An 18,745-nucleotide genomic window follows, 5' to 3' on the forward strand; every position below is an offset into this window, starting at 1 on the left:
GACAGCTTTTCTTTATGAGTTTGTTTACATAACACTATTATTTTTGTATAACGATTTCTGTTTGGAAAGTTCTATCTGGCTAATGGATAGAACTTTTTTGTAATTAAATGGGTATTTACAATCCTTTTGTATCAGTGTATTATTTAACTAGTACACCAATACAAAAGGAGGGAAGAAATGAAAATAGAGTTTTCTCCAAATACACCAATTTACATTCAGGTAATGGAATACATAAAGAAAGAAATTGTAACAGGAAGTTTATTGCCTGGTGATAAAATTCCCTCTGTACGTGAATTAGCGAGTGAATTACAAGTAAATCCAAATACGATTCAGCGTACATTTCAAGAGTTAGAACGGGATGGGGTTGTTGTAACGCGTAGAGGAATGGGACGATATGTAACGAATGAAGGGGAGAAAATTATGGAGCTGCGAAAAGAGATGGCGAAAGAATTACTTCATTCTTTTATAGATGGAATGGACAATTTAGGTTTTTCAGAAGAAGAAATTCTTACAATCCTTCGCTCTTCATTACATGAGAAGAGGGAGGAGAGCGAATGACAGAGTTATTAAAAATAGAAAACTTATGGAAGAGATACGGGTTAAAAGCAGTGATCCGTGAATTAAACATAGAGATTACGGAAGGGAAAATTATAGGACTCGTTGGAGATAACGGGAGCGGGAAAACGACGTTATTGAAAATGATTGCCGGTCTGCAGCATCCTTCCGAAGGTAGTATTACAATCGCTGGTAAAAAGGTAGGATTAGAAACGAAAGAAATTGTTTCTTTTATGTCGGATAAACCAGTATTTGATGATTGGATGACGGTAAAAGATTCTTTATTTTTCTATCGAGATTTCTATAAAGACTTTGATATTCAAAAAGCGGTAGATACGATTGCGGAATTTAAAATACCGTTAGAAGAAAAAATTACAGCTTTATCAAAAGGTATGGTTGAAAAGCTACAAATTATTTTAACATTTTCGAGGAAAGCGAAGTTATACGTACTAGATGAACCGCTGGGTGGAATTGATCTTGTTTCTAGAGAACACGTATTAGAACTTATTTTACAGTTTTATCGCGAAGATTGTACCATTTTAATTGCAACACATTTAATTGGAGAAGTGGAAAATATTTTTGACGAAGTAATCTTTTTAAAAGATGGTGAAAGTGTACTGCATGAAAATGTAGAGGAATTACGTTTCCAACGAGGAAAAGCTGTTACGGATTTGTTTAAGGAGGTGTTTAGTAGATGAAGGCCAGTTTAATATATATGTACAATGCGAATAAAAAACAAATTTTTATTTCGTTATTGTCATTCATATTTATTGCAGCTGTCGCTTTTGTAAGTATGGGGAATTATATTAAACAAGAATCAGGAGAAGTAAGGCAAATGATTACAATTGCTTTAGTATTCTTAGTTTATTTAATTTTTGCGGTATTAGTATTTCTGCAGGCGATGTCTGCGTTTGGGAAAATGACTGAAAGTAAATTATTTCGGTTAACACCGATATCTGGTAAAAAAATTGTTTTAGCAATATTGTCATATGCAGCAATTAGCTTAATGTGTTTTGAATTAATAGGTGTTATGTTTTTCTATAGTATTTCGATGAAAGTAATAAAAGGTACAGAACTTTATGAATTGTTATTTACCGAAAGTACACTTACACTAGATATGGTAAAGCAGTTATTTAGTAGCGTGTTATATGTATTTAATTTATCAAGTGTATTGTTAGTTTTACTTTTTACAGTAGTTGGCGTTAAAGTATTTTCTTTGAAAAAGAAAAAAATGGAGTATGTAATTATTTTCTTCTTATTTTTACTAGTAACGAAAGTAATCAATATGATATATGAAATGCTGGGCCGACTTGCGCCTATACCTACTTTTATTAAAAAATTAGTTTATATAGATGAATCAGCGGATATGAATCTCATACTATATCCAGAAAGACTTATGAATTTATATAGTCTTACTTTTTCAATCGGTATATTTGTTCTACTTGTTTATATAACAGGTCGCATAATCGATAAAAAACTAGAAGTCTAAAGGAGGAATCAGAATTGGGAAATGTAGTAGTAAAGTTAGAGAATGTTCGAAAAAAGATTGGTGGGACGGAAATTATCCGTGGTTTATCATTTGAAGTTCGTGAAGGGGAAGTGTACGGGTTTCTTGGACCGAATGGTAGTGGTAAAACGACGACAATTCGTATGATGACAGGTCTTATATCAATGACAGAGGGCGATATTACAATTTGTGGTCATAGTATTCGCACGGAGCGTGAAAAGGCGCTAGAGCAAATTGGAGCGATTGTAGAAAATCCTGAACTATATGATTATATGACTGGAATGCAAAACTTAAAGCATTTTGCGAATATGGCAATTACACCAATTAGTAAAGAGCGCATTGCTGAGATTGTAAAGCTTGTTGAATTAGAACATGCAATTCATAAAAAGGTGAAAACATATTCACTTGGTATGAAACAACGTCTAGGAATTGCACAGGCATTACTTCATCAGCCGAAAATCTTAATTTTAGATGAGCCGACAAATGGATTAGATCCAGCTGGTATTCGCCAAATTCGTGATTATTTACAACGTTTAGCGAAAGAAGAGAATATTGCTGTAATCGTATCAAGTCACTTATTAAGTGAAATTGAACTAATGTGTGATCGCGTCGTTATTATTAAGCAAGGTGAGTTTGTGCAAGAGTACAACTTACATGAACAAGCGAAACACGATGAGACAGTAGTTGTAGCGTTTGAAGTAGATCAAGTACAGAAAGCAAATGAAATCATTAAAGGTAAGACGCAAGGAAATGTAATTGCAGTATCTGTAATGAAAGAAGAAATCCCACAACTTGTAAAAAAACTTGTAAATGACGATGTGCTTGTATACGGAGTTACTGTTCAAACTAAAACGTTAGAAGATGAGTTCTTAGCGATTACAGGGGGAGTGAAAGCGTAATGTTTAAATTAATTCAAAATGAATTTTTAAAGTTACATGCGAAAAAAGGTATGTATATTTTAATTGGTGTCATTGCAGTATTGGAGATTTTGGGAGTTTTAGCGATGCTGAAATGGGGAGACGGAAGTGAATTTAAAGGATCATATTTAGATTTTGCAAGTTCAGAGATTGGTTTAATTACTTTGTTTGCAACAATTTTTGGGATTACGATTGCTTCTCGTATGATTACTGATGAGTTCCAAAAAGGTACAATTAAGCAGTTATTAATCCGTCCAAGAAAACGAATGACAGTTTTATTCTCTAAATATATTACAGTGTTACTTACTATAGTATTTATCATATTTGCTAGCACGTTAATTGCAATGATTATTGGCGGCATTGTAATGGATGGTAGTAAAACAGAATTAACGGTAGGAATCGTAATGAAATCTACTTTATATCAAGTACTTTCGCCGTTCTTCTTTGCGACGCTTGCATTTTTCTTAGCAAACGTATTTAGAAAATCTGTATTACCATTAATTATTACGATGTTCCTCTTCTTTTTACAAGGACCAATTAATATGGTACTGATGATGTTTGCAAAAGGTGTAGCTAAATTTGTAGTGTTTTTCCATTTAAATTTAAGTGTGTACGATAGCAATAAACTAGTAAGTGGCGGAACGGAACCAACATTTACAGAGTTTACATTTACAACTTCATTATTACTTGTAGCTGCATACTTTGTTGTATTACTTGTAGCATCAAGTGCATTATTCCAAAAACGTGACGTATTATAATAAAAGAAATCCCCGCTTGTATAAACGGGGATTTTTATTACATAACTTTCTCCTATCTTTCAGCTTAAAGAAAAGCGATACGGTATATTAAATAAAATGATTACTATATATTTTAAGAGATATGCTATTTGAAAGTATATGAGAGAAATAGGAAGATTTTCAACTATATTCATATTATAATTTAGCTATCCAATCATTTATTTTTATTATCTTTGGGGGTGTTCTATATGCACTATGCATTTTCACGTATAAGGCTACGTAGCTTTTTTGGATGGATGATTATAGGATTGTTCCTTACGATGATCCCATTAGGTCTATCAAATGTTTCTGAGAATACGATGGAGGTTATTTCACAAATAACTGTATTTTTTGTATTTCCATTATTTTGGTTATACGTAAAAACCAATAAAAATAATGTTGTATTTAATAGTTTTTTTGATAAGCCAGGACGTTTACCGTGGGGATTAATTGTATTAGCAACGATAATGGGAATGATTTTTTCAGTCGGTATATCTCATATTCAATTTTACATATTAGCACATACGTTACCGAATTTCTTAGTTACTATGCTAGAAGACGGAAATGTTATTAATACGAGTAACATATATATGACGATATTTACTTTCATTTCAGCATGTGTATTAGCACCTATTATGGAAGAGGTTATTTTTAGGGGATTCTTTTTACAGCGAATGGCTCATAAATGGGGAATTAAAAAAGCTGTAATCATATCTTCACTTATTTTTGGTCTAGGACATTTTGATGTTATTGGTGCGTTCATGTTTGGTGTTGTAATGTGTCTTTTATACATAAAGACAAAAAATATATGGACGAATATCGCTGTACACGCTCTAAATAATTTGATTGCAACAAGTATGCAATTTGTCGGTGGAGAAGAGAGTAGTGCAATTTCAATTCTTGAATTACAAGCGCAAAGTAATTTATGGATCGGTATCGGTCTGACAGTTGTTGGATTACTTTGGTTAATTCCTTACGTTTGGAAGCAATGGCGTACAGTAAAAGAAGTAGGTGTGCCACCAGTACGTTTTTTAAATGAGGAAAAAGTGGTGAGTGCATTACAAGAAAATGAAGTGTATAGTCAAGTGATCGTAACAGATAGACTGATGGCTGTAGAGCTACCAGATGAAGCAGTAAATAAGCTTCGGTTAGAAGAAAATGATTATGTAACAGTATCTGTAGAAGAAGATAAAATCGTTATAAAGAAAGTGCATGATAGGTAATTAAAAAGTAGCTCCTTAAGAGCTACTTTTTAATTTGTAATAATTTCTACACGAAAATTATTACCGTTCTTTACATATTTAATATCTGTAACAGTGCGGACTGTTTTTAAAATCTCCACTTTTTCACCAATTCGAGGGATAGTGGGAACATTATCCCAAATGCCAAGTAAGTCATCTAATTGTGCCGTTTTTTCATAAAACCAGATTTTCAATGTAAAGCCCCTTTCCCGAACTTTATGTATTTTAATACATGATATATTATTTTTATTCTTAATGTAAGGGGTTTTTAAATGTTTTTTGAATAAAAATAAATTAATTTTCTGGGAATATATGTTCAATGTCCGGAGTAAGAGATACTTCTGATAATACGATATGAGAAACTGTCGTTGCATATGAAGAAACATCATTGATAAAATCTTCAAGTTCAACGAGTGAAGGAACAGAAATTTTTACAATGTAGCATAAGCTTCCTGTTACTCGGTAACAAAAACTTGCAGATGGATAAGACTGAATAAACTGTTGCATACGTGTTGTATCACCATTTTTTAAAGTGATTTCTAAAATACAATCTAAAACAAGTCCTGCTTTTTTATAATCGATATCAATTGTGTACTTTTGAATCACGCCTTCACTTTCAAGTTTGCGAACACGTTCTGCAGTAGACGGAGCAGATAAGTTTACTCGTTTCGCCAATTCACGCATGGAAAGGCGACTATCATTATATAATTCATTTAAAATCTTTCGATCGACACGGTCTAGTTGCATTTGTAAATATACCTCCAGTAAAATAATAATTTTTGTAAAGGAAAAATATAAATTAAGATTCATATGAAATGTAAAGTGAACTTTATTTATTTTACAATAAAACGGAAGGAAATAGGAGGGGAAATGATGGAGAGAATTTCATTATCAAATGTAGGAGTTACAAAGTTTCAAAAGTTATTAGGGTATAATCCAGATCTATTACATTCATGGAGTATGGTAGAGAATACACTGTATAGTAAAGGAACTCTGTCGGCAGAGCTAAAGGAGCAAGTAAGAAGAACATTAGCGTACGGGAATGAATGTCCGTACTGTATGGCAAAGGGAAGACCTGATGATATGCAAAAGGTAGAAGAAATGAGTGTAGCAGTTACTTTTGCACATACATTTGTTCATGATAAAAAGGCAATAGATGATAATATGTTTCATGCATTGAAACAATATTGGACGGAAAAAGAAATTGTAGAGCTTTGCGCTTATATTTGTTTTATCACTGCATCGCAACAACTTGGTTTTCTGTTTCAATTACAGCCGAATGAAGGAGAAAATGATGACTAATCAAATAGCACTTATTATAATTGATGTACAAAAGGCGTTTCAACATGAAGAATTTGCTACGATTGTGACGACAAAAGAAGCATTAAAATTATTTTAAGAAAATAATTGCGAATTATGTAGAAAAAAATAAGAATATTTCGTATAATCTAAGTACAATCATTTTGAAATAGGGGTGGCATCATATGGAGCAAATTCCGTTAAAGAGAATAGAAGAAGTACTTGTTGTAGCAGGGGACGATAAACAGAAGCAAAAGGAATTTTATGAATTGCTCTTATCTACTGAGTTTTATGTTGCTGGTTCACTAGAAGCAGAGGACGGGGCAACAGAAGGAATACTTCGTTTGCGTCATTTCCAAGGAGAGGGTAGATGGATTGTTCCGTTCTTTACGCAAATGGAATTTGTAAAAGACGTGTTGCCAGAAGGAACGCCCCTTATTACGATACGTGGAAAAGAATTATTTGGTAGCATTGAGAAAGATGCTACAGCAGTATTAAATGTTGGCACTGATATAAGTAAAACATTTATTCCAGAAGAAGTTGCAGATATCGCATCTGGACGAATTTTTAATTATTATAAATAAAAGGAAAAGCGGAATCGCTTTTCCTTTTTAATTTGAATACGGATTGGCTACGCCAGAAGAAATAGAGAGTGTTTTATTATTTGTATTTATTGTCGCTGTAGCTCCAAGAGGAATCCCGATGTTTGGGCTTATATGTCCAATCGGTAAACCGAATAGGACAGGTATATGATATGGTGCGAAATATTCATATAGTATTGTTTGCAATGATTGAGATGGTTTAGAAGGAGTGCAGTCGTGACAACTTGTAAAAATAACACCGCTACATTCATTAAACTTGCCAGATAAAAGCAGCTGATTTAACATACGGTCAATGCGATACGGTTCTTCCCCAATGTCTTCAAGCAATAAAAGTTTATTAGCCGTATTTATCTCATAGGGTGAGCCAATTATACTCGTTAATACAGTTAAATTTCCTCCCGCCAATGTGCCTGTAACTGTACATGGAGAGGTAGGTACGATACATTCTGAAGCAGATAAGATGGTTGAATACGGATGGAATAGTTGATTGAAAGAAGATAAAGAAAGAGAATCTACACCTTTACCTAGTTCTTCAACCATTGGACCATGAAAAGTAACAAGCTTTGCATAACGTGAAAAGGCCGTATGTAAAGCTGTAATATCGCTATATCCCCAAAAGATTTTTGGATTCTGCTGAATGATTTCATATTGAATGTGAGGGAGGAGACGAGCACTTCCGTAACCACCTCGTGCACAGAAAATGGCCTTTACTTCATTATTTGTAAATGCTTCATGTATATCATCGAGCCGAACTTGATCACTTCCAGCTAAATATCCATATTTCTCATAAACACTCTTCCCGATTACTACAGATAAACCCATTTCTTGTAATAGGGTTACCCCTTTTAATACATTTTCAATTGTTGGTGGGCCGGACGGTGCAATAACCATTACTGTATCACCTTGTTGTAACGCATTTGGATATATCATTGTTTTTAGCCTCCTTCCCTTTCAATATATTCGCTTCCTATGAAGTTCAACCCTTGTAAAAGAAGGGGAAAGTTTGTCAAATAAAGAAGATATAAGGGGAATAGGAGGGGAAATGATGTTTACAAGTCGCGTAATAGATCTATTACAAATTAAGTATCCCATCATTCAAGCAGGTATGGCAGGTGCAATTACGACGCCTGAGCTTGTTGCAGCTGTAAGTAATAGCGGAGGACTAGGAACGCTTGGAGCAGGCTATATGAGCCCTGAGCAAATTCGTGAAGCAATTAATAAAATAAGGGAACGAACTGATAAGCCTTTCGGTGTTAATTTACTGTTAACGAAAGAGATACAGATAGAAGAAGAGAAAGTAAACTTGGCAAAGGTATTACTTAGCGGAGTGAATAGAGAATTCGGTATAGAGGCAGAAGAGGCGATAAAGCTCCCCAAAAGCTATAAAGAACAATTACAAGTGTTAATAGAAGAAAACGTACCAGTCGTTAGCTTTGCATTTCAAACGTTAGAAAAAGAAGAAATAGGTGACTTAAAAAGAAGAGGAATAAAAGTCATCGGAACAGCTACTCATGTGAGAGAGGCGAGGGTGCTTGCTGAATTAGGAGTAGACATTATTGTTGGTCAAGGTAGTGAGGCAGGAGGGCATAGAGGAACGTTTATTGGGAAAGAACAGGACGCTATGATTGGGACGTTTGCATTAATTCCGCAGTTAGTAGCAGCAGTCCCGCATATCCCAATTGTTGCAGCAGGTGGTGTAATGAACGGACAAGGGCTTGTTGCGGCATTTACACTGGGGGCAGAAGCTGTTCAAATGGGATCAGCCTTTTTAACGAGTAAAGAAAGTATTACGCATGATGTGTATAAAGAAGCTGTGTTACATAGTACAGATACGAGTACAACTGTGACCCGTGCGTTTTCCGGGAAATATGCGCGGGGTATTCGTAATGAATTTATAGAGAGACATGAAGGGAAAGAAGAAGGGCTTCCGATGTATCCAGTGCAAAATGTATTAACCTCTAAAATACGCCAAGAAGCAGCAAAACAAAATAAAGGAGAATACATGTCGCTTTGGGCAGGGCAAGCGTCATCGTTAGCACGAATAGAATCAGCTCAGCATGTAGTGGAGCGAGTTATGAAAGAAGCAGAGAACGTAATCGAACAATTACAAAATATTTATAGAAAAAGACCACTTGAATAATTCAAGTGGTCTTTTCATTAGTTTGCTTTATAAAATTGTTGGATGGCCTCATCGATATAAACCCAGCCTTTCCAACCTAAGTGCATATGATCTTTTAAGAAGTATTTATCATACTCATGATTTGAGAAGTCGGCAATTGGATAGCCAGCTTTCTCAATTTGCTCATGAACTTTCTTGTAGTACAATTCGCGACGTTCTTTCGGGAAGCCAGCGTAATCGTACCAAGGACCTTTTACAGGAACAGAAATGAAGAGTGGTTTAGCGCCAGATTGTTTTAATAAATCAAGTACAATTTGTAAATCTTCATATTCTGGCGATTGATCATAAGCATCATTTTTTAAGTAGCCTTCACGTTGCTTCAATTTCTTCTTAATTTTGCTGTTGAAGTAATTATCTTCGATACCATATTCGTTAGAACCTGATTCTACTGTACCAGTTTGATCTGCATGTTTACGAGCTTCGTCCCAATTCATTTGTTTTAATGAAGGGTCAAGTTTTTCTTTATGCGGTTTAATATCAAACATTGCTGTAAATAAATCTTTACGATCTAAAATGTTACGATAAATATAAGCGAAAGGTTTAGCAGCAAGTGCTTTTACTTTATGCTTTGTATCATCATAAACGATACCTTCAAGCGAAATTTTTAGTAAAGTTTCTTTCTTGACGATTTCAAAGTTTAATAAACGTTTTGCAATTTGCTTTTTCATTTCAGGCTTTAAATCATCGTTGAAAATGAAGTGATAACCTTGTTGTTTTGAAAAGTTAGGTGCAAAGTGTGTTTCATCAATACCTTGTGGTACAAACCATTGCGGAGAAAGAACGAATACCATTTTCTTATCCTTCAATTGATCCATAGTAGATGCAAAGTTTAACACATGTACAAGGTCTTGTGTTCCTCCGCGTCCAAGTAAGAATGGTGTGAACCCTTCAGGCTTTACTTTGAAATAATTTGATGGATGGAAAGCATCCATACGTGCGAATTCCGATGAACCGTACATCGGAAGGTATTTCGGGTCTGCTAACATCTTTTGCTGTAATATCATACTTTGAATCTTTTCTTCTTTTAAAGAAGTCGCAGCTTGCTCTACTTTTTCATCACTTAAAAGTGGAAGTAGGAAGCGCGTTGGAATAAGTAAGAATACAGCAAAAAGGGCCAATGCTAAAAGCATCGGACCAAATTTTGCTTTGTTCATCGGATTTCTTCCAACTTCTTAATAACCATGTTTGGTGTAGCCCACTCGTCACGGTCAAAATCAGAAATAGAAACTTCAATATCTAAACGCTCTTGGAATTCAACTAATAAAGATACTACAGCGAAAGAATCAAGAATACCTTCTTCAAATAATTGAACATCTAAGTTTTCTTTCACAATATCGTTTTCACATACTTCTTCTAAAATATCTAATACTTGCTCTTTAAATTCTGCCATTTTTAAAATCTCCTTTATATCCGAAATATATTATATGTGCAACTTCTTAATAGTATAAGAAGGGTGCATTAAAAGTATCTGTTAAGGTGTCCAGAGAAAATTAGGAAACCGAAACATACAACGTGGAACGTAATTACAATCGCAAGGACATGTGTAAATTTATTGTTTGGCCAAAACTTATGCTTCTTGTTTTTTCGCTCGAAAATATCGAATAAAATAAACAGTGCGGCATGATATAGACCATAAATAACATACTGCGCAACAGCGCTTCCTTGGATGTGCCAAATTCCCATGATGAAGAAGTTTAAAAATGCACCGATATACGAAATTGTGTAGCGGTTTTTAATTAACTTTTTCTTCGTTGCAAAAAAGACGAAACGCATGTAAATAAAATCACGGAACCAGAATGATAAACTCATGTGCCAGCGGTTCCAGAAGTCTTTAATGTTACGACTAAGGAATGGCTTATTAAAGTTTTCAGGAGTTTTAATTCCCATCATGTAACTGATACCAATTACGAACGCACTATAACCTGCAAAGTCAAAGAATAATTGCATGCTAGTAGCGTACATAAAAATCGCATTAGATAAAAGTGTATCTTGATTGGCGAATACTGCCTTTACAAGATATGTTGTTATCAAGTGCGCAATTATAAATTTATACAGAAAACCTTGGAAAATACGGTTAAGCCCTGTATATAGTAACTTTTGATATTCCTCAGCGCTAGGTGGCTTTTGGATATCTTTTTGGAATCTACGGTAACGATCGATAGGTCCACTTGAAATCGCAGGGAAGAATAAAACGAATTCCCAGAAATTAAAGAAGGAAAGTTCTTTAATTAAATTATCACGAACCTCAAAGACCATTTGTACTGCTCTAAATGTTACGTAAGACATACCTGCGAAAACAATAAAATGTAATTCAGGCACAAATGGTGCGATTTTTGCCAAAATAAGTGGCAAAATCGATAAAATAACAGCTATACAAAACATGAATGTACTATTATTTTGTTTTCTTAAAATTAAATAGCCTTTAATTAGGGCATATTGCCAAATAATAAATGCGGCTAACATAATCGCTTGCTTCGGTTTATCCGAGAAGATAATAGCAATCATTACTAATGTTAAAACGGCATTATATTTACGCAACATTTTACCTTTTAATCCAGCTATGATAGTAGGTATTAATAAAATGCCCACTATAGCGAAAAAATAAAATGATCCATATGCGGTCATGCTGTAACCTCACTCAATAATTTTTTGCGATCTACCTTTCCATTTGGTGTCATTGGAATAGAAGATTGATACATGAATTTACGTGGAATCATGTAGTTTGGTAATCGCTCATTGAGTTCTTTTTTAATTGCAGATGTTAGTTTGAATTCTTTTTCAAATGAATGTTCGCCAGGAACAACAACCGCTAATAAATAATCGTATTTCTCACCTTTTTTAATTGGAACGATAACTGCACCTTCTACGTAAGAACACGCACGAAGGTGATGCTCAATTTCTTCTAATTCCATTCGATAACCATGCAGCTTAATTTGGAAATCAAGACGACCATTATAGAATAGAAGACCATTTTCAACATAGCCAGCATCACCTGTTTTATAGGCGCGCTCACCGTCAATCATAGTAAATGCTTTTTCTGTTAATTCAGGGCTTCCTAAATATCCAACGCTTACGCTTGGACCGACAATTACGATTTCACCTTTTTCACCATCAGGTGCAATCGTACCATCTTCTTTCATAATAAGAAGGCGGCAATCTGATTTACAGTAGCCAACTGGAAGTGATTTGTATTGATCAAGCACTTCTTCTGTAACGTGAATACCTGTTACAGCGACAGTAGCTTCTGTTGGACCGTACGTATTCATAATTGTCGCTTTCGGGAAACGCTCAATTAATTTTCTAGCTACTTCATTTGGTAACACTTCACCGCAGAATAAGAATGTTTTCATGTTCGGTAGCATAGTCTCAGAGAAAGATGCTTCCATTAAACACATTTCTGCGAAAGATGGTGTCGAAGTCCATACTTGTATATCCGATTGCTCTAAAGAAGCAAACAAGTCTTTTGGACGTGCAATCATATCTTTATCGATTGCCCAAAGTGTACCACCTGTTACTAATGATGGGTAAATATCCATGACAGATAAATCGAATGAGAAAGGTGCTTGGTTTAAGAATACTTGCCCTGTTTGTAAGTTGAAATCTTCTATAGCCCATTTTGTAAAGCTTACAAGGCAGTTATAAGTAATCTGAACCCCTTTCGGATTACCTGTGCTTCCTGATGTGTAAATAATGTAGAAGTTCTCATCACCTTTTACCGCATGTTCAGGATTTGGAGTGTTCCCTTTATGAGTAAAGAAAATATCTTTTAAGTTGTCTTCACTTACAATGCGAACTGGTAAATCAGTTACAGTTACTTCAGTTCCTGATAAAAGTAGTTTCGCACCAGAATTTTCAGCGATACGTTGTACACGATCAGCTGGGATAGATAAATCTACAGGAATATAAGCATGTCCAGCTTTTACACATCCTAAAAAGTTAATAATCATTTCAGGTTGCATATGGCCATACACCATAATTGGTGAACGATCATCTGGATACGCAGAAGAAATCCAATGTGCTAACGCATCAGAATCTTCCTTTAATTGTTTGTACGTAATTTTCGCATCTCGCCAAACAAAAGCAGTTTGATCAGGCGTTTCAATAGCCCACTTTTCAATTTGTTCTAATAACTTCATAACGTTCCCACCCTAAAATTCGTTGTAAATAAATGTACTTGTGTTTGTATCATGGAATCCATACAACCAAAGCAATGCAAATAAAATTGCAAGGTAATAAACCGTCTTTGCAACCCATTGTGTGAGTGGTCGAGACCATATCTCTTTTAATCTTTCCATGTCTTTCCCTCTCTTAATGAAATGATAGCTCTTTGTAGGTATCATGTCCTACATTATTGTGAAAAAAACAAAATTCCACATTTTAGGTAAAAATAAGTCAAAAGGCTCTTTTCTGATATTAGCACTAAATACTAAAAAAGAAAATCCCTAACTTAGCAATTATATTACATTCAGCATGAATTTGTAATGGGTTTGACATGTAAATAGGAAGTGGATTGTGTGAATGTATAAAAGTGATCTGGGAGAATGTATAGAAATGTAATATTTGTTTGAGTTTTTCATAGTTAATGTATGAATTGTTAAAGTTTCATAAGAGGAGGAATTTCTGATGAAGAGGATGTGGAAGGATCTTATTTCAGAAGAAAACATTATTAAATGGAGACAGCATTTTCATAAATATCCGGAATTATCATTTCATGAAAAAGAAACTTCACAATTTATATATGATACATTATGTTCATTTTCTTCTTTTGAAGTAACGAGACCGACGAAGTATAGTGTACTAGCAATTAAAAGAGGGACGGGACAAGGGAAAGTAGTTGCGATTCGAGCTGATATAGATGCTTTACCAATTCAAGAGGAGACAAGGAAATCTTATACGTCTGTGAATAAAGGAATGATGCATGCATGTGGGCATGATGCTCACGCAGCTATTTTGTTAAGTACAGCAGAGGTGCTATCAAATATAAAGGAAGATTTTGTAGGTGAGATTCGTCTCTTCTTTCAGCACGCAGAAGAGGTGTATCCTGGCGGGGGACAAGAAATGGTTGAGGCAGGCGTGATGGATGGTGTTGATTATGTAATAGGCTTACATGTTATGTCTGGATTGGAGAGCGGGAAAATCGGAATTGCGTATGGACCGATGATGGCGGCACCGGACGTATTTACAGTTGAAATTCAAGGGAAAGGAGGGCATGCGGCGAGGCCAGAAGAAACGATAGATCCTATTGCTATCGGAGCACAGATTATTACAAATTTACAACATATCGTATCAAGAAATACAAGTGCTTTCATGCAAAGGGTCGTTTCAGTTACGCAGTTTCATGGGGGAATAGCTGATAATATTATTCCTAGTGCAGCAACTTTAATGGGAACTGTGCGTTCTTTTAATCAAGCGTTAAGAATAGAAGCAGAAGAGAAAATTGAGCAAATCGTGAAAGGAATTACAAAGGCACATGGAGGAAAGTATACATATACGTATCGATATGGATATGATCCGGTTATTAATGATGAATATATTACGAAAGTAGTAGAAGAAAGTGCACTACATTTGTTTGGGAATGAGCGTGTTGTAAAGCTGGAACCTTCTATGGGAGGAGAAGATTTTTCAGCATATTTAAGAAAGGCACCGGGTTGCTTCATTAAATTGGGGACGGGGAATGAAAAGATAGATACTTGTTATCCACATCATCATCCAAAATTTGATGTAGACGAATCAGCTTTAATTTATGGAGTGGAATTATTTGTAGAGACAGCAATAAGACTACTAAAATCATAGAAAAGTATAAAAAAAGGCAACTGCGCTCTATCGCAGTTGCTTTTATTTCTTTCCGTCAGAGAGGGCTGAGAAAGAACTATGCTCATTTATAGTATATGAATAGCTAACGGACAAGCTTGTACATTTTAATCATTTTTTAAAAAATAGTTATTGACATTGATAATCACTGTCAATTAATCTAAAAGTAGTTGAAATTGATAATTATTATCAATAGAATGGATGCGACATGTTAATGAGAAAAAAATTTCACCTTCTGCGGAGGGGATTAAAAGATAAAAATAAAGATGTTGATCAGCATATGGAATGGCAACGAAATGTAATTCGATCTGAATATGTAGATGAGAAGAGTACACTTCCAACAGAAAAAGAGATACAAGGTAAAAGGAGAGATTCAGTTGAGTAAGTTAGTAATGATTTTTGCAAGTATGAGTGGAAATACAGAGGAAATGGCTGATCATATTGCGGGTGCAATTCGTGAAACAGAAAATGAAATTGAAGTGATCGATATTATGGACTCACCAGAAGCTTCTATACTAGAACAGTATGATGGAATTATTTTAGGTGCTTACACGTGGGGAGATGGTGACCTTCCTGATGATTTCTTAGATTTTTATGACGCAATGGATTCTATTGATTTAAATGGGAAAAAGGCCGCAGTATTCGGGTCATGTGATTCAGCTTATCCGAAATACGGCGTGGCGGTTGACATTTTAATCGAAAAGCTACAAGAGCGCGGAGCTGCAGTTGTGTTAGAAGGACTAAAAGTAGAATTAACGCCAGAAGATGAAGATGTAGAAAAATGTTTACAGTTTGGAGCTGAATTCGTGAAACACCTTTCTTAATGGCAGAAGGGAGATGAAGAGCAAGTGCACGAGAAAATCGCAATCAAAACGATGACAGATTATCATTTGTATGATTTTATGCGTTGTCCGCATAAATTTTATTTTCGTCATATAAAAAGAAGAGCACCTTCTTCATTTGAATGGCAACAAATTGCACAAATGATTGTGAATCAAATTATTAACGAGTATTACACACTACCCGCAGGCCAACAAACGAAAATCGTACTTTTAATATTAATAGAAAAGTATTGGAAAAGAGTAAGGATTAATATGTTCGCTTCGAAGACGGAGTATTATATTGTGTTAGCGAAGTTAACGGATCACTTATTACAGTTTGTTGAAAGAGATGATAGTCAGACACCGCCGTTATTTTTATATGAAAAATTTCAAACATATATGGAAGAGTTAGGCGTCCACATGTCATTGACATTAGAAGTTGGTGAGTGGAGTACTGAGTCGTTTGTAATTAAAAAGTATGTTGTCGATGCGGATGAGGAAATGCTTGCTCTTTGTCAAAAGTTAATGACAGTATTCAGTTATAAAGCTTTCGATATTCTTCCAGGAAAAATTGAAGTTATTAATTTAATAGAAGGAACTAAGTATGAGTACATTCCGAAACAGGAAGATATTATAACTGGCATGGCTGATTTATCTAGAATGAAAGAAATGTTGCAACAACCTGAGCATTATACAGAGCGTCATTTTCGTTCTGAGTGTATGAGTTGTGCGTTTCGTAGTGAATGCCAAAGGGAAGAAGTAAAGAAAGAAGCGAAGCAGAAGAAAAATATCGTACATTAAAGGATGCAATTTTGCATCCTTTTTTGTTATTGACATGAAAAGCTTTTCATCATTTAACGTATATTTATAGCAGATTTTAATAAAGGGAGGAATAATCAATGAAAGATGAAACGAAAGTATTTCAATGGTTAAAAGAACAGAATGCTCCTTTTGGAATTCAACTGCAAATTTTACAAGCGTTTCAACTGTATCAAATCATTGTTGAAATGGATAAAAAGTTAATGATGTATGAAGAGAGAGAATATCGGGAGAGAATTTAATCTCGGCCCTGTAGTATTACTTTCAGTTTTTCTGTACCTGCTAGAAATTCAAGTTCATTCTTTGTTTCAAAGTTATAAATCATATTATGTAATAAAGGACTGTATTGATAAAAGGTCGTGATGCGGTGAATGAGTAATGGATCATGGTGTGAAATAAGCGTACTGTATTGTTCATATACTGATGTAGTAAATTCATGTCCGAAATCATAATATAGCCCAGCAAAATCAAAAGCAGGATCACCAATTTGAGCATCACCGAAATCAATAACTCCTGAAATGGTTTTATTTTGGTTATCGAATAAAATATGATGATGTGTAAAATCAGCGTGAATAATTGTATTTTGAAAAATGGCTGTATCGATACATGTAAAGAAATTTTCGAATAAACGATTTAAAGATGATTGCTGGAACGAAGTAAGATTGTTAGTAACATACTGATTTAACTTAGCTTGTAGCTCTTTCCAGTAGGTAAGTGTTTTTTCTATAGGGAATTCTAATGCTTTCACACGCTTTAAAGGAATACTATGTAGAGCCACAAGGAAAGTTGCTAATTGTGTAATAAGTGCTTTTAGTTCTTTTTTCTCTAGCGTATTAACTATTTCTGTTTTTAACGGTTCACCATGAATGAGAGTATAGTAACTGCAAAGGGGGATAGTATCAGTATCCTTTTCATAGAATAGGTGGTACTTTGGAACCTCAATTTCATGTAGTGAACAAGAGAGAAGTGTGCATAGTTCTTTTTCTAACGGAATTCGCGTTGCATATTCCTGTTTTCGAGGGAAACGAAACAGTAGCTCCTCATTTACTATAACCGCTACATTGTCCCAGCCTTCTTCATTTTGTTTATATGAATGTATAGAAAGATTAGGCAAAGCTTCTTTTATATACTGTTTGTAAGAGTCCATAATTGTTCCTCGTTTCTAAGTTAAGTTGTTCTACCTTATGATATCAGAATTTTCTTTCTATATGTTAAAATATAACTATCATTATGGAGAAGGGTGGGAGTATTACGAAGAAAAGACTATTAATCATTGCTCTATGTATCGCTTTTGGCTTGTTTTGGTCATATAAAGAGGAGGTTTTTGCTACCTTTAAACTGATTGATCAGTACGGGTTAAATAAGGAATTAAAGAATAAAAGTATAGAAACTTTAACTCATAATGAAATGAAAAAGGTAGGAGAACATTTTGTGACAGAGCAATTATCAGTGTTTGAGTTTAATAATAAAGAAGATGTGAAACGAAAAGGTGAAGAACTATTTGTAAATAGAGAGTGTGAACAATTAATGAGAAATTATTATCCAAATCGCTTTCGGGATTTAGAGTATAAATTTACAGACGAGGAGATACGTGAAGAGACAGATGAGAGTTTTCGTTATCATGCTGTAGCGTACGTTGCGGGTACTGAAAATGGTAAGAGAAGCGAAATGAAATTGGATTATGAAATAAAAATTGTAAAGGTTAATAATATATTTAAGGTGTTAGAACAAAAACAGTATGTACAATAAAGTGAAACATGAATCAGTGCTACAAATAGCGGGTAAAAAAATCCCCCAGTTCTTTGAGGGATTCTAAAGGTTTTCATTTTGTTGACCAAGTTCTTTTTGAGCAATATATAAATTTCCTTGCTCGACTTGTTTCTGAGTAAGAACAGAATCACCTGCATACCCTTTTTCTGTTTTCACAGTTCTTTTTGAACGATTGGAATCTTGTTTCTTCATATAATATGTCACCTTTCCTTAAAAATAAACGAAAATGATGAGTACGAGTAACACGGCAGCAAAAATGGTAATGCCCATTAAAAACGAGGTGTTTTTATATTTAGGTGGCTTATGTACATCTTGCCGATATCCAGGTGAAATTTCAGGGGCGAATTCTTCATTGAATGCTTGCTTTTTTTCTTTTTCGTCCATATGTATCCACCTTTCTTTTTCATTATGTTATACGTTCAAAGAAAAAATATGCATGAAGAAAACA

The 18,745-nt window shown here is 34.6% G+C and carries 26 protein-coding genes; 15 read left to right on the plus strand and 11 right to left on the minus strand.

The window, feature by feature from the left end; all coding sequences use genetic code 11:
• Nucleotides 1–177: 177 nt before the first annotated feature.
• The 6 genes from DN394_RS11000 to DN394_RS11025 all read left to right on the plus strand — a co-directional run bounded on the left by DN394_RS11000 (nt 178) and on the right by DN394_RS11025 (nt 4,978).
• A complete protein-coding gene (locus DN394_RS11000; RefSeq protein ID WP_097918466.1) occupies nt 178–558 on the plus strand; it encodes a GntR family transcriptional regulator in 381 nt (126 codons plus the stop codon).
• Nucleotides 555–1,253, plus strand: coding sequence for an ABC transporter ATP-binding protein (locus DN394_RS11005; RefSeq protein WP_046958220.1), 699 nt, complete (start codon nt 555–557; stop codon nt 1,251–1,253). The genes DN394_RS11000 and DN394_RS11005 overlap by 4 nt, the downstream gene beginning before the upstream one ends.
• A complete protein-coding gene (locus DN394_RS11010; protein ID WP_149293792.1) occupies nt 1,250–2,044 on the plus strand; it encodes an ABC transporter permease in 795 nt (264 codons plus the stop codon). The genes DN394_RS11005 and DN394_RS11010 overlap by 4 nt, the downstream gene beginning before the upstream one ends.
• Before the next feature lie 14 nt (nt 2,045–2,058).
• Nucleotides 2,059–2,961 (plus strand): ABC transporter ATP-binding protein, encoded by a 903-nt coding sequence (locus DN394_RS11015; protein WP_046958218.1) that lies wholly within the window; start codon nt 2,059–2,061, stop codon nt 2,959–2,961.
• Nucleotides 2,961–3,737, plus strand: coding sequence for an ABC transporter permease (locus DN394_RS11020; RefSeq protein ID WP_097918465.1), 777 nt, complete (start codon nt 2,961–2,963; stop codon nt 3,735–3,737). Before DN394_RS11015 ends, DN394_RS11020 begins: the two co-directional genes overlap by 1 nt.
• Nucleotides 3,738–3,964: 227 nt before the next feature.
• On the plus strand, nt 3,965–4,978 hold the full coding sequence (locus DN394_RS11025) for a CPBP family intramembrane glutamic endopeptidase (RefSeq protein ID WP_097993816.1): 1,014 nt from the start codon (nt 3,965–3,967) through the stop codon (nt 4,976–4,978).
• A gap of 29 nt (nt 4,979–5,007) precedes the next feature.
• Here the strand turns inward: DN394_RS11025 and DN394_RS11030 are convergent, their stop codons facing one another.
• Both DN394_RS11030 and DN394_RS11035 read right to left on the minus strand, forming a co-directional pair.
• Nucleotides 5,008–5,190 carry a DUF3913 family protein gene (locus DN394_RS11030; RefSeq protein ID WP_000707107.1) on the minus strand — a complete coding sequence of 61 codons (183 nt, stop codon included), beginning with the start codon at nt 5,188–5,190 and terminating at the stop codon, nt 5,008–5,010.
• A 100-nt stretch (nt 5,191–5,290) separates the two neighbouring features.
• The gene (locus DN394_RS11035; protein WP_001175493.1) at nt 5,291–5,743 is read right to left on the minus strand and encodes an Lrp/AsnC family transcriptional regulator; all 453 of its coding nucleotides are present in this window, start codon (nt 5,741–5,743) and stop codon (nt 5,291–5,293) included.
• A gap of 63 nt (nt 5,744–5,806) precedes the next feature.
• Between DN394_RS11035 and DN394_RS11040 the strand changes: the two genes are divergently transcribed.
• A complete protein-coding gene (locus tag DN394_RS11040; RefSeq protein ID WP_097993817.1) occupies nt 5,807–6,298 on the plus strand; it encodes a carboxymuconolactone decarboxylase family protein in 492 nt (163 codons plus the stop codon).
• A 182-nt stretch (nt 6,299–6,480) separates the two neighbouring features.
• Nucleotides 6,481–6,879 (plus strand): SseB family protein, encoded by a 399-nt coding sequence (locus DN394_RS11045; RefSeq protein ID WP_000435198.1) that lies wholly within the window; start codon nt 6,481–6,483, stop codon nt 6,877–6,879.
• Nucleotides 6,880–6,906: 27 nt separating this feature from the next.
• Here the strand turns inward: DN394_RS11045 and DN394_RS11050 are convergent, their stop codons facing one another.
• Complete coding sequence (locus DN394_RS11050; RefSeq protein ID WP_046957089.1) at nt 6,907–7,827, minus strand: S66 peptidase family protein; 921 nt, start codon at nt 7,825–7,827, stop codon at nt 6,907–6,909.
• A gap of 115 nt (nt 7,828–7,942) precedes the next feature.
• Here DN394_RS11050 and DN394_RS11055 point away from each other — a divergent pair, with 115 nt between their 5' ends.
• Nucleotides 7,943–9,037 (plus strand): NAD(P)H-dependent flavin oxidoreductase, encoded by a 1,095-nt coding sequence (locus tag DN394_RS11055; RefSeq protein ID WP_097993820.1) that lies wholly within the window; start codon nt 7,943–7,945, stop codon nt 9,035–9,037.
• Nucleotides 9,038–9,054: 17 nt separating this feature from the next.
• On the opposite strand, the gene dltD is transcribed toward DN394_RS11055, so the two are convergent.
• From dltD to DN394_RS11080, 5 genes are all read right to left on the minus strand, one after another.
• On the minus strand, nt 9,055–10,230 hold the full coding sequence (gene dltD, locus DN394_RS11060) for a D-alanyl-lipoteichoic acid biosynthesis protein DltD (RefSeq protein WP_097993822.1): 1,176 nt from the start codon (nt 10,228–10,230) through the stop codon (nt 9,055–9,057).
• Nucleotides 10,227–10,466: a D-alanine--poly(phosphoribitol) ligase subunit DltC gene (gene dltC, locus DN394_RS11065; protein WP_000807310.1), complete on the minus strand. Its 240-nt coding sequence runs from the start codon at nt 10,464–10,466 to the stop codon at nt 10,227–10,229. The genes dltD and dltC overlap by 4 nt, the downstream gene beginning before the upstream one ends.
• A gap of 68 nt (nt 10,467–10,534) precedes the next feature.
• Nucleotides 10,535–11,701 (minus strand): D-alanyl-lipoteichoic acid biosynthesis protein DltB, encoded by a 1,167-nt coding sequence (dltB, locus tag DN394_RS11070; protein ID WP_000127922.1) that lies wholly within the window; start codon nt 11,699–11,701, stop codon nt 10,535–10,537.
• Nucleotides 11,698–13,212 (minus strand): D-alanine--poly(phosphoribitol) ligase subunit DltA, encoded by a 1,515-nt coding sequence (gene dltA, locus DN394_RS11075; protein WP_097993824.1) that lies wholly within the window; start codon nt 13,210–13,212, stop codon nt 11,698–11,700. Before dltA ends, dltB begins: the two co-directional genes overlap by 4 nt.
• Before the next feature lie 12 nt (nt 13,213–13,224).
• Entirely contained in the window at nt 13,225–13,371 is a 147-nt protein-coding gene (locus tag DN394_RS11080) for a teichoic acid D-Ala incorporation-associated protein DltX (protein WP_000440293.1), read from the minus strand.
• 328 nt (nt 13,372–13,699) lie between these two features.
• On the opposite strand from DN394_RS11080, the gene amaA reads away from it, so the two are divergent.
• From amaA to DN394_RS28930, 5 genes are all read left to right on the plus strand, one after another.
• A complete protein-coding gene (gene amaA / locus DN394_RS11085; protein ID WP_046958211.1) occupies nt 13,700–14,869 on the plus strand; it encodes an N-acyl-aliphatic-L-amino acid amidohydrolase in 1,170 nt (389 codons plus the stop codon).
• Between the two features lie 232 nt (nt 14,870–15,101).
• Nucleotides 15,102–15,272 (plus strand): hypothetical protein, encoded by a 171-nt coding sequence (locus DN394_RS28925; protein WP_165761941.1) that lies wholly within the window; start codon nt 15,102–15,104, stop codon nt 15,270–15,272.
• Nucleotides 15,265–15,711 (plus strand): flavodoxin, encoded by a 447-nt coding sequence (locus DN394_RS11090; RefSeq protein ID WP_000041145.1) that lies wholly within the window; start codon nt 15,265–15,267, stop codon nt 15,709–15,711. Before DN394_RS28925 ends, DN394_RS11090 begins: the two co-directional genes overlap by 8 nt.
• A gap of 24 nt (nt 15,712–15,735) precedes the next feature.
• Nucleotides 15,736–16,509, plus strand: a complete 774-nt coding sequence (locus tag DN394_RS11095; protein WP_064448970.1) for a hypothetical protein — start codon at nt 15,736–15,738, stop codon at nt 16,507–16,509.
• Between the two features lie 98 nt (nt 16,510–16,607).
• Nucleotides 16,608–16,769: a hypothetical protein gene (locus DN394_RS28930; RefSeq protein WP_046958209.1), complete on the plus strand. Its 162-nt coding sequence runs from the start codon at nt 16,608–16,610 to the stop codon at nt 16,767–16,769.
• On the opposite strand, the gene DN394_RS11100 is transcribed toward DN394_RS28930, so the two are convergent.
• Nucleotides 16,766–17,674 (minus strand): aminoglycoside phosphotransferase family protein, encoded by a 909-nt coding sequence (locus DN394_RS11100; protein ID WP_046958208.1) that lies wholly within the window; start codon nt 17,672–17,674, stop codon nt 16,766–16,768. The genes DN394_RS28930 and DN394_RS11100 overlap by 4 nt on opposite strands.
• Nucleotides 17,675–17,757: 83 nt before the next feature.
• Here DN394_RS11100 and DN394_RS11105 point away from each other — a divergent pair, with 83 nt between their 5' ends.
• On the plus strand, nt 17,758–18,276 hold the full coding sequence (locus DN394_RS11105; RefSeq protein WP_046958207.1) for a hypothetical protein: 519 nt from the start codon (nt 17,758–17,760) through the stop codon (nt 18,274–18,276).
• Nucleotides 18,277–18,339: 63 nt separating this feature from the next.
• Here the strand turns inward: DN394_RS11105 and DN394_RS28935 are convergent, their stop codons facing one another.
• Together DN394_RS28935 and DN394_RS11110 are read right to left on the minus strand one after the other, a co-directional pair.
• Nucleotides 18,340–18,489, minus strand: coding sequence for a hypothetical protein (locus tag DN394_RS28935; protein WP_000743739.1), 150 nt, complete (start codon nt 18,487–18,489; stop codon nt 18,340–18,342).
• Between the two features lie 18 nt (nt 18,490–18,507).
• Nucleotides 18,508–18,681 carry a 2-isopropylmalate synthase gene (locus tag DN394_RS11110; RefSeq protein ID WP_046958206.1) on the minus strand — a complete coding sequence of 58 codons (174 nt, stop codon included), beginning with the start codon at nt 18,679–18,681 and terminating at the stop codon, nt 18,508–18,510.
• Nucleotides 18,682–18,745 lie beyond the last annotated feature (64 nt).

It is taken from the genome of Bacillus sp. BB081, assembly GCF_008368895.1.
Lineage (GTDB): Bacteria > Bacillota > Bacilli > Bacillales > Bacillaceae_G > Bacillus_A > Bacillus_A wiedmannii.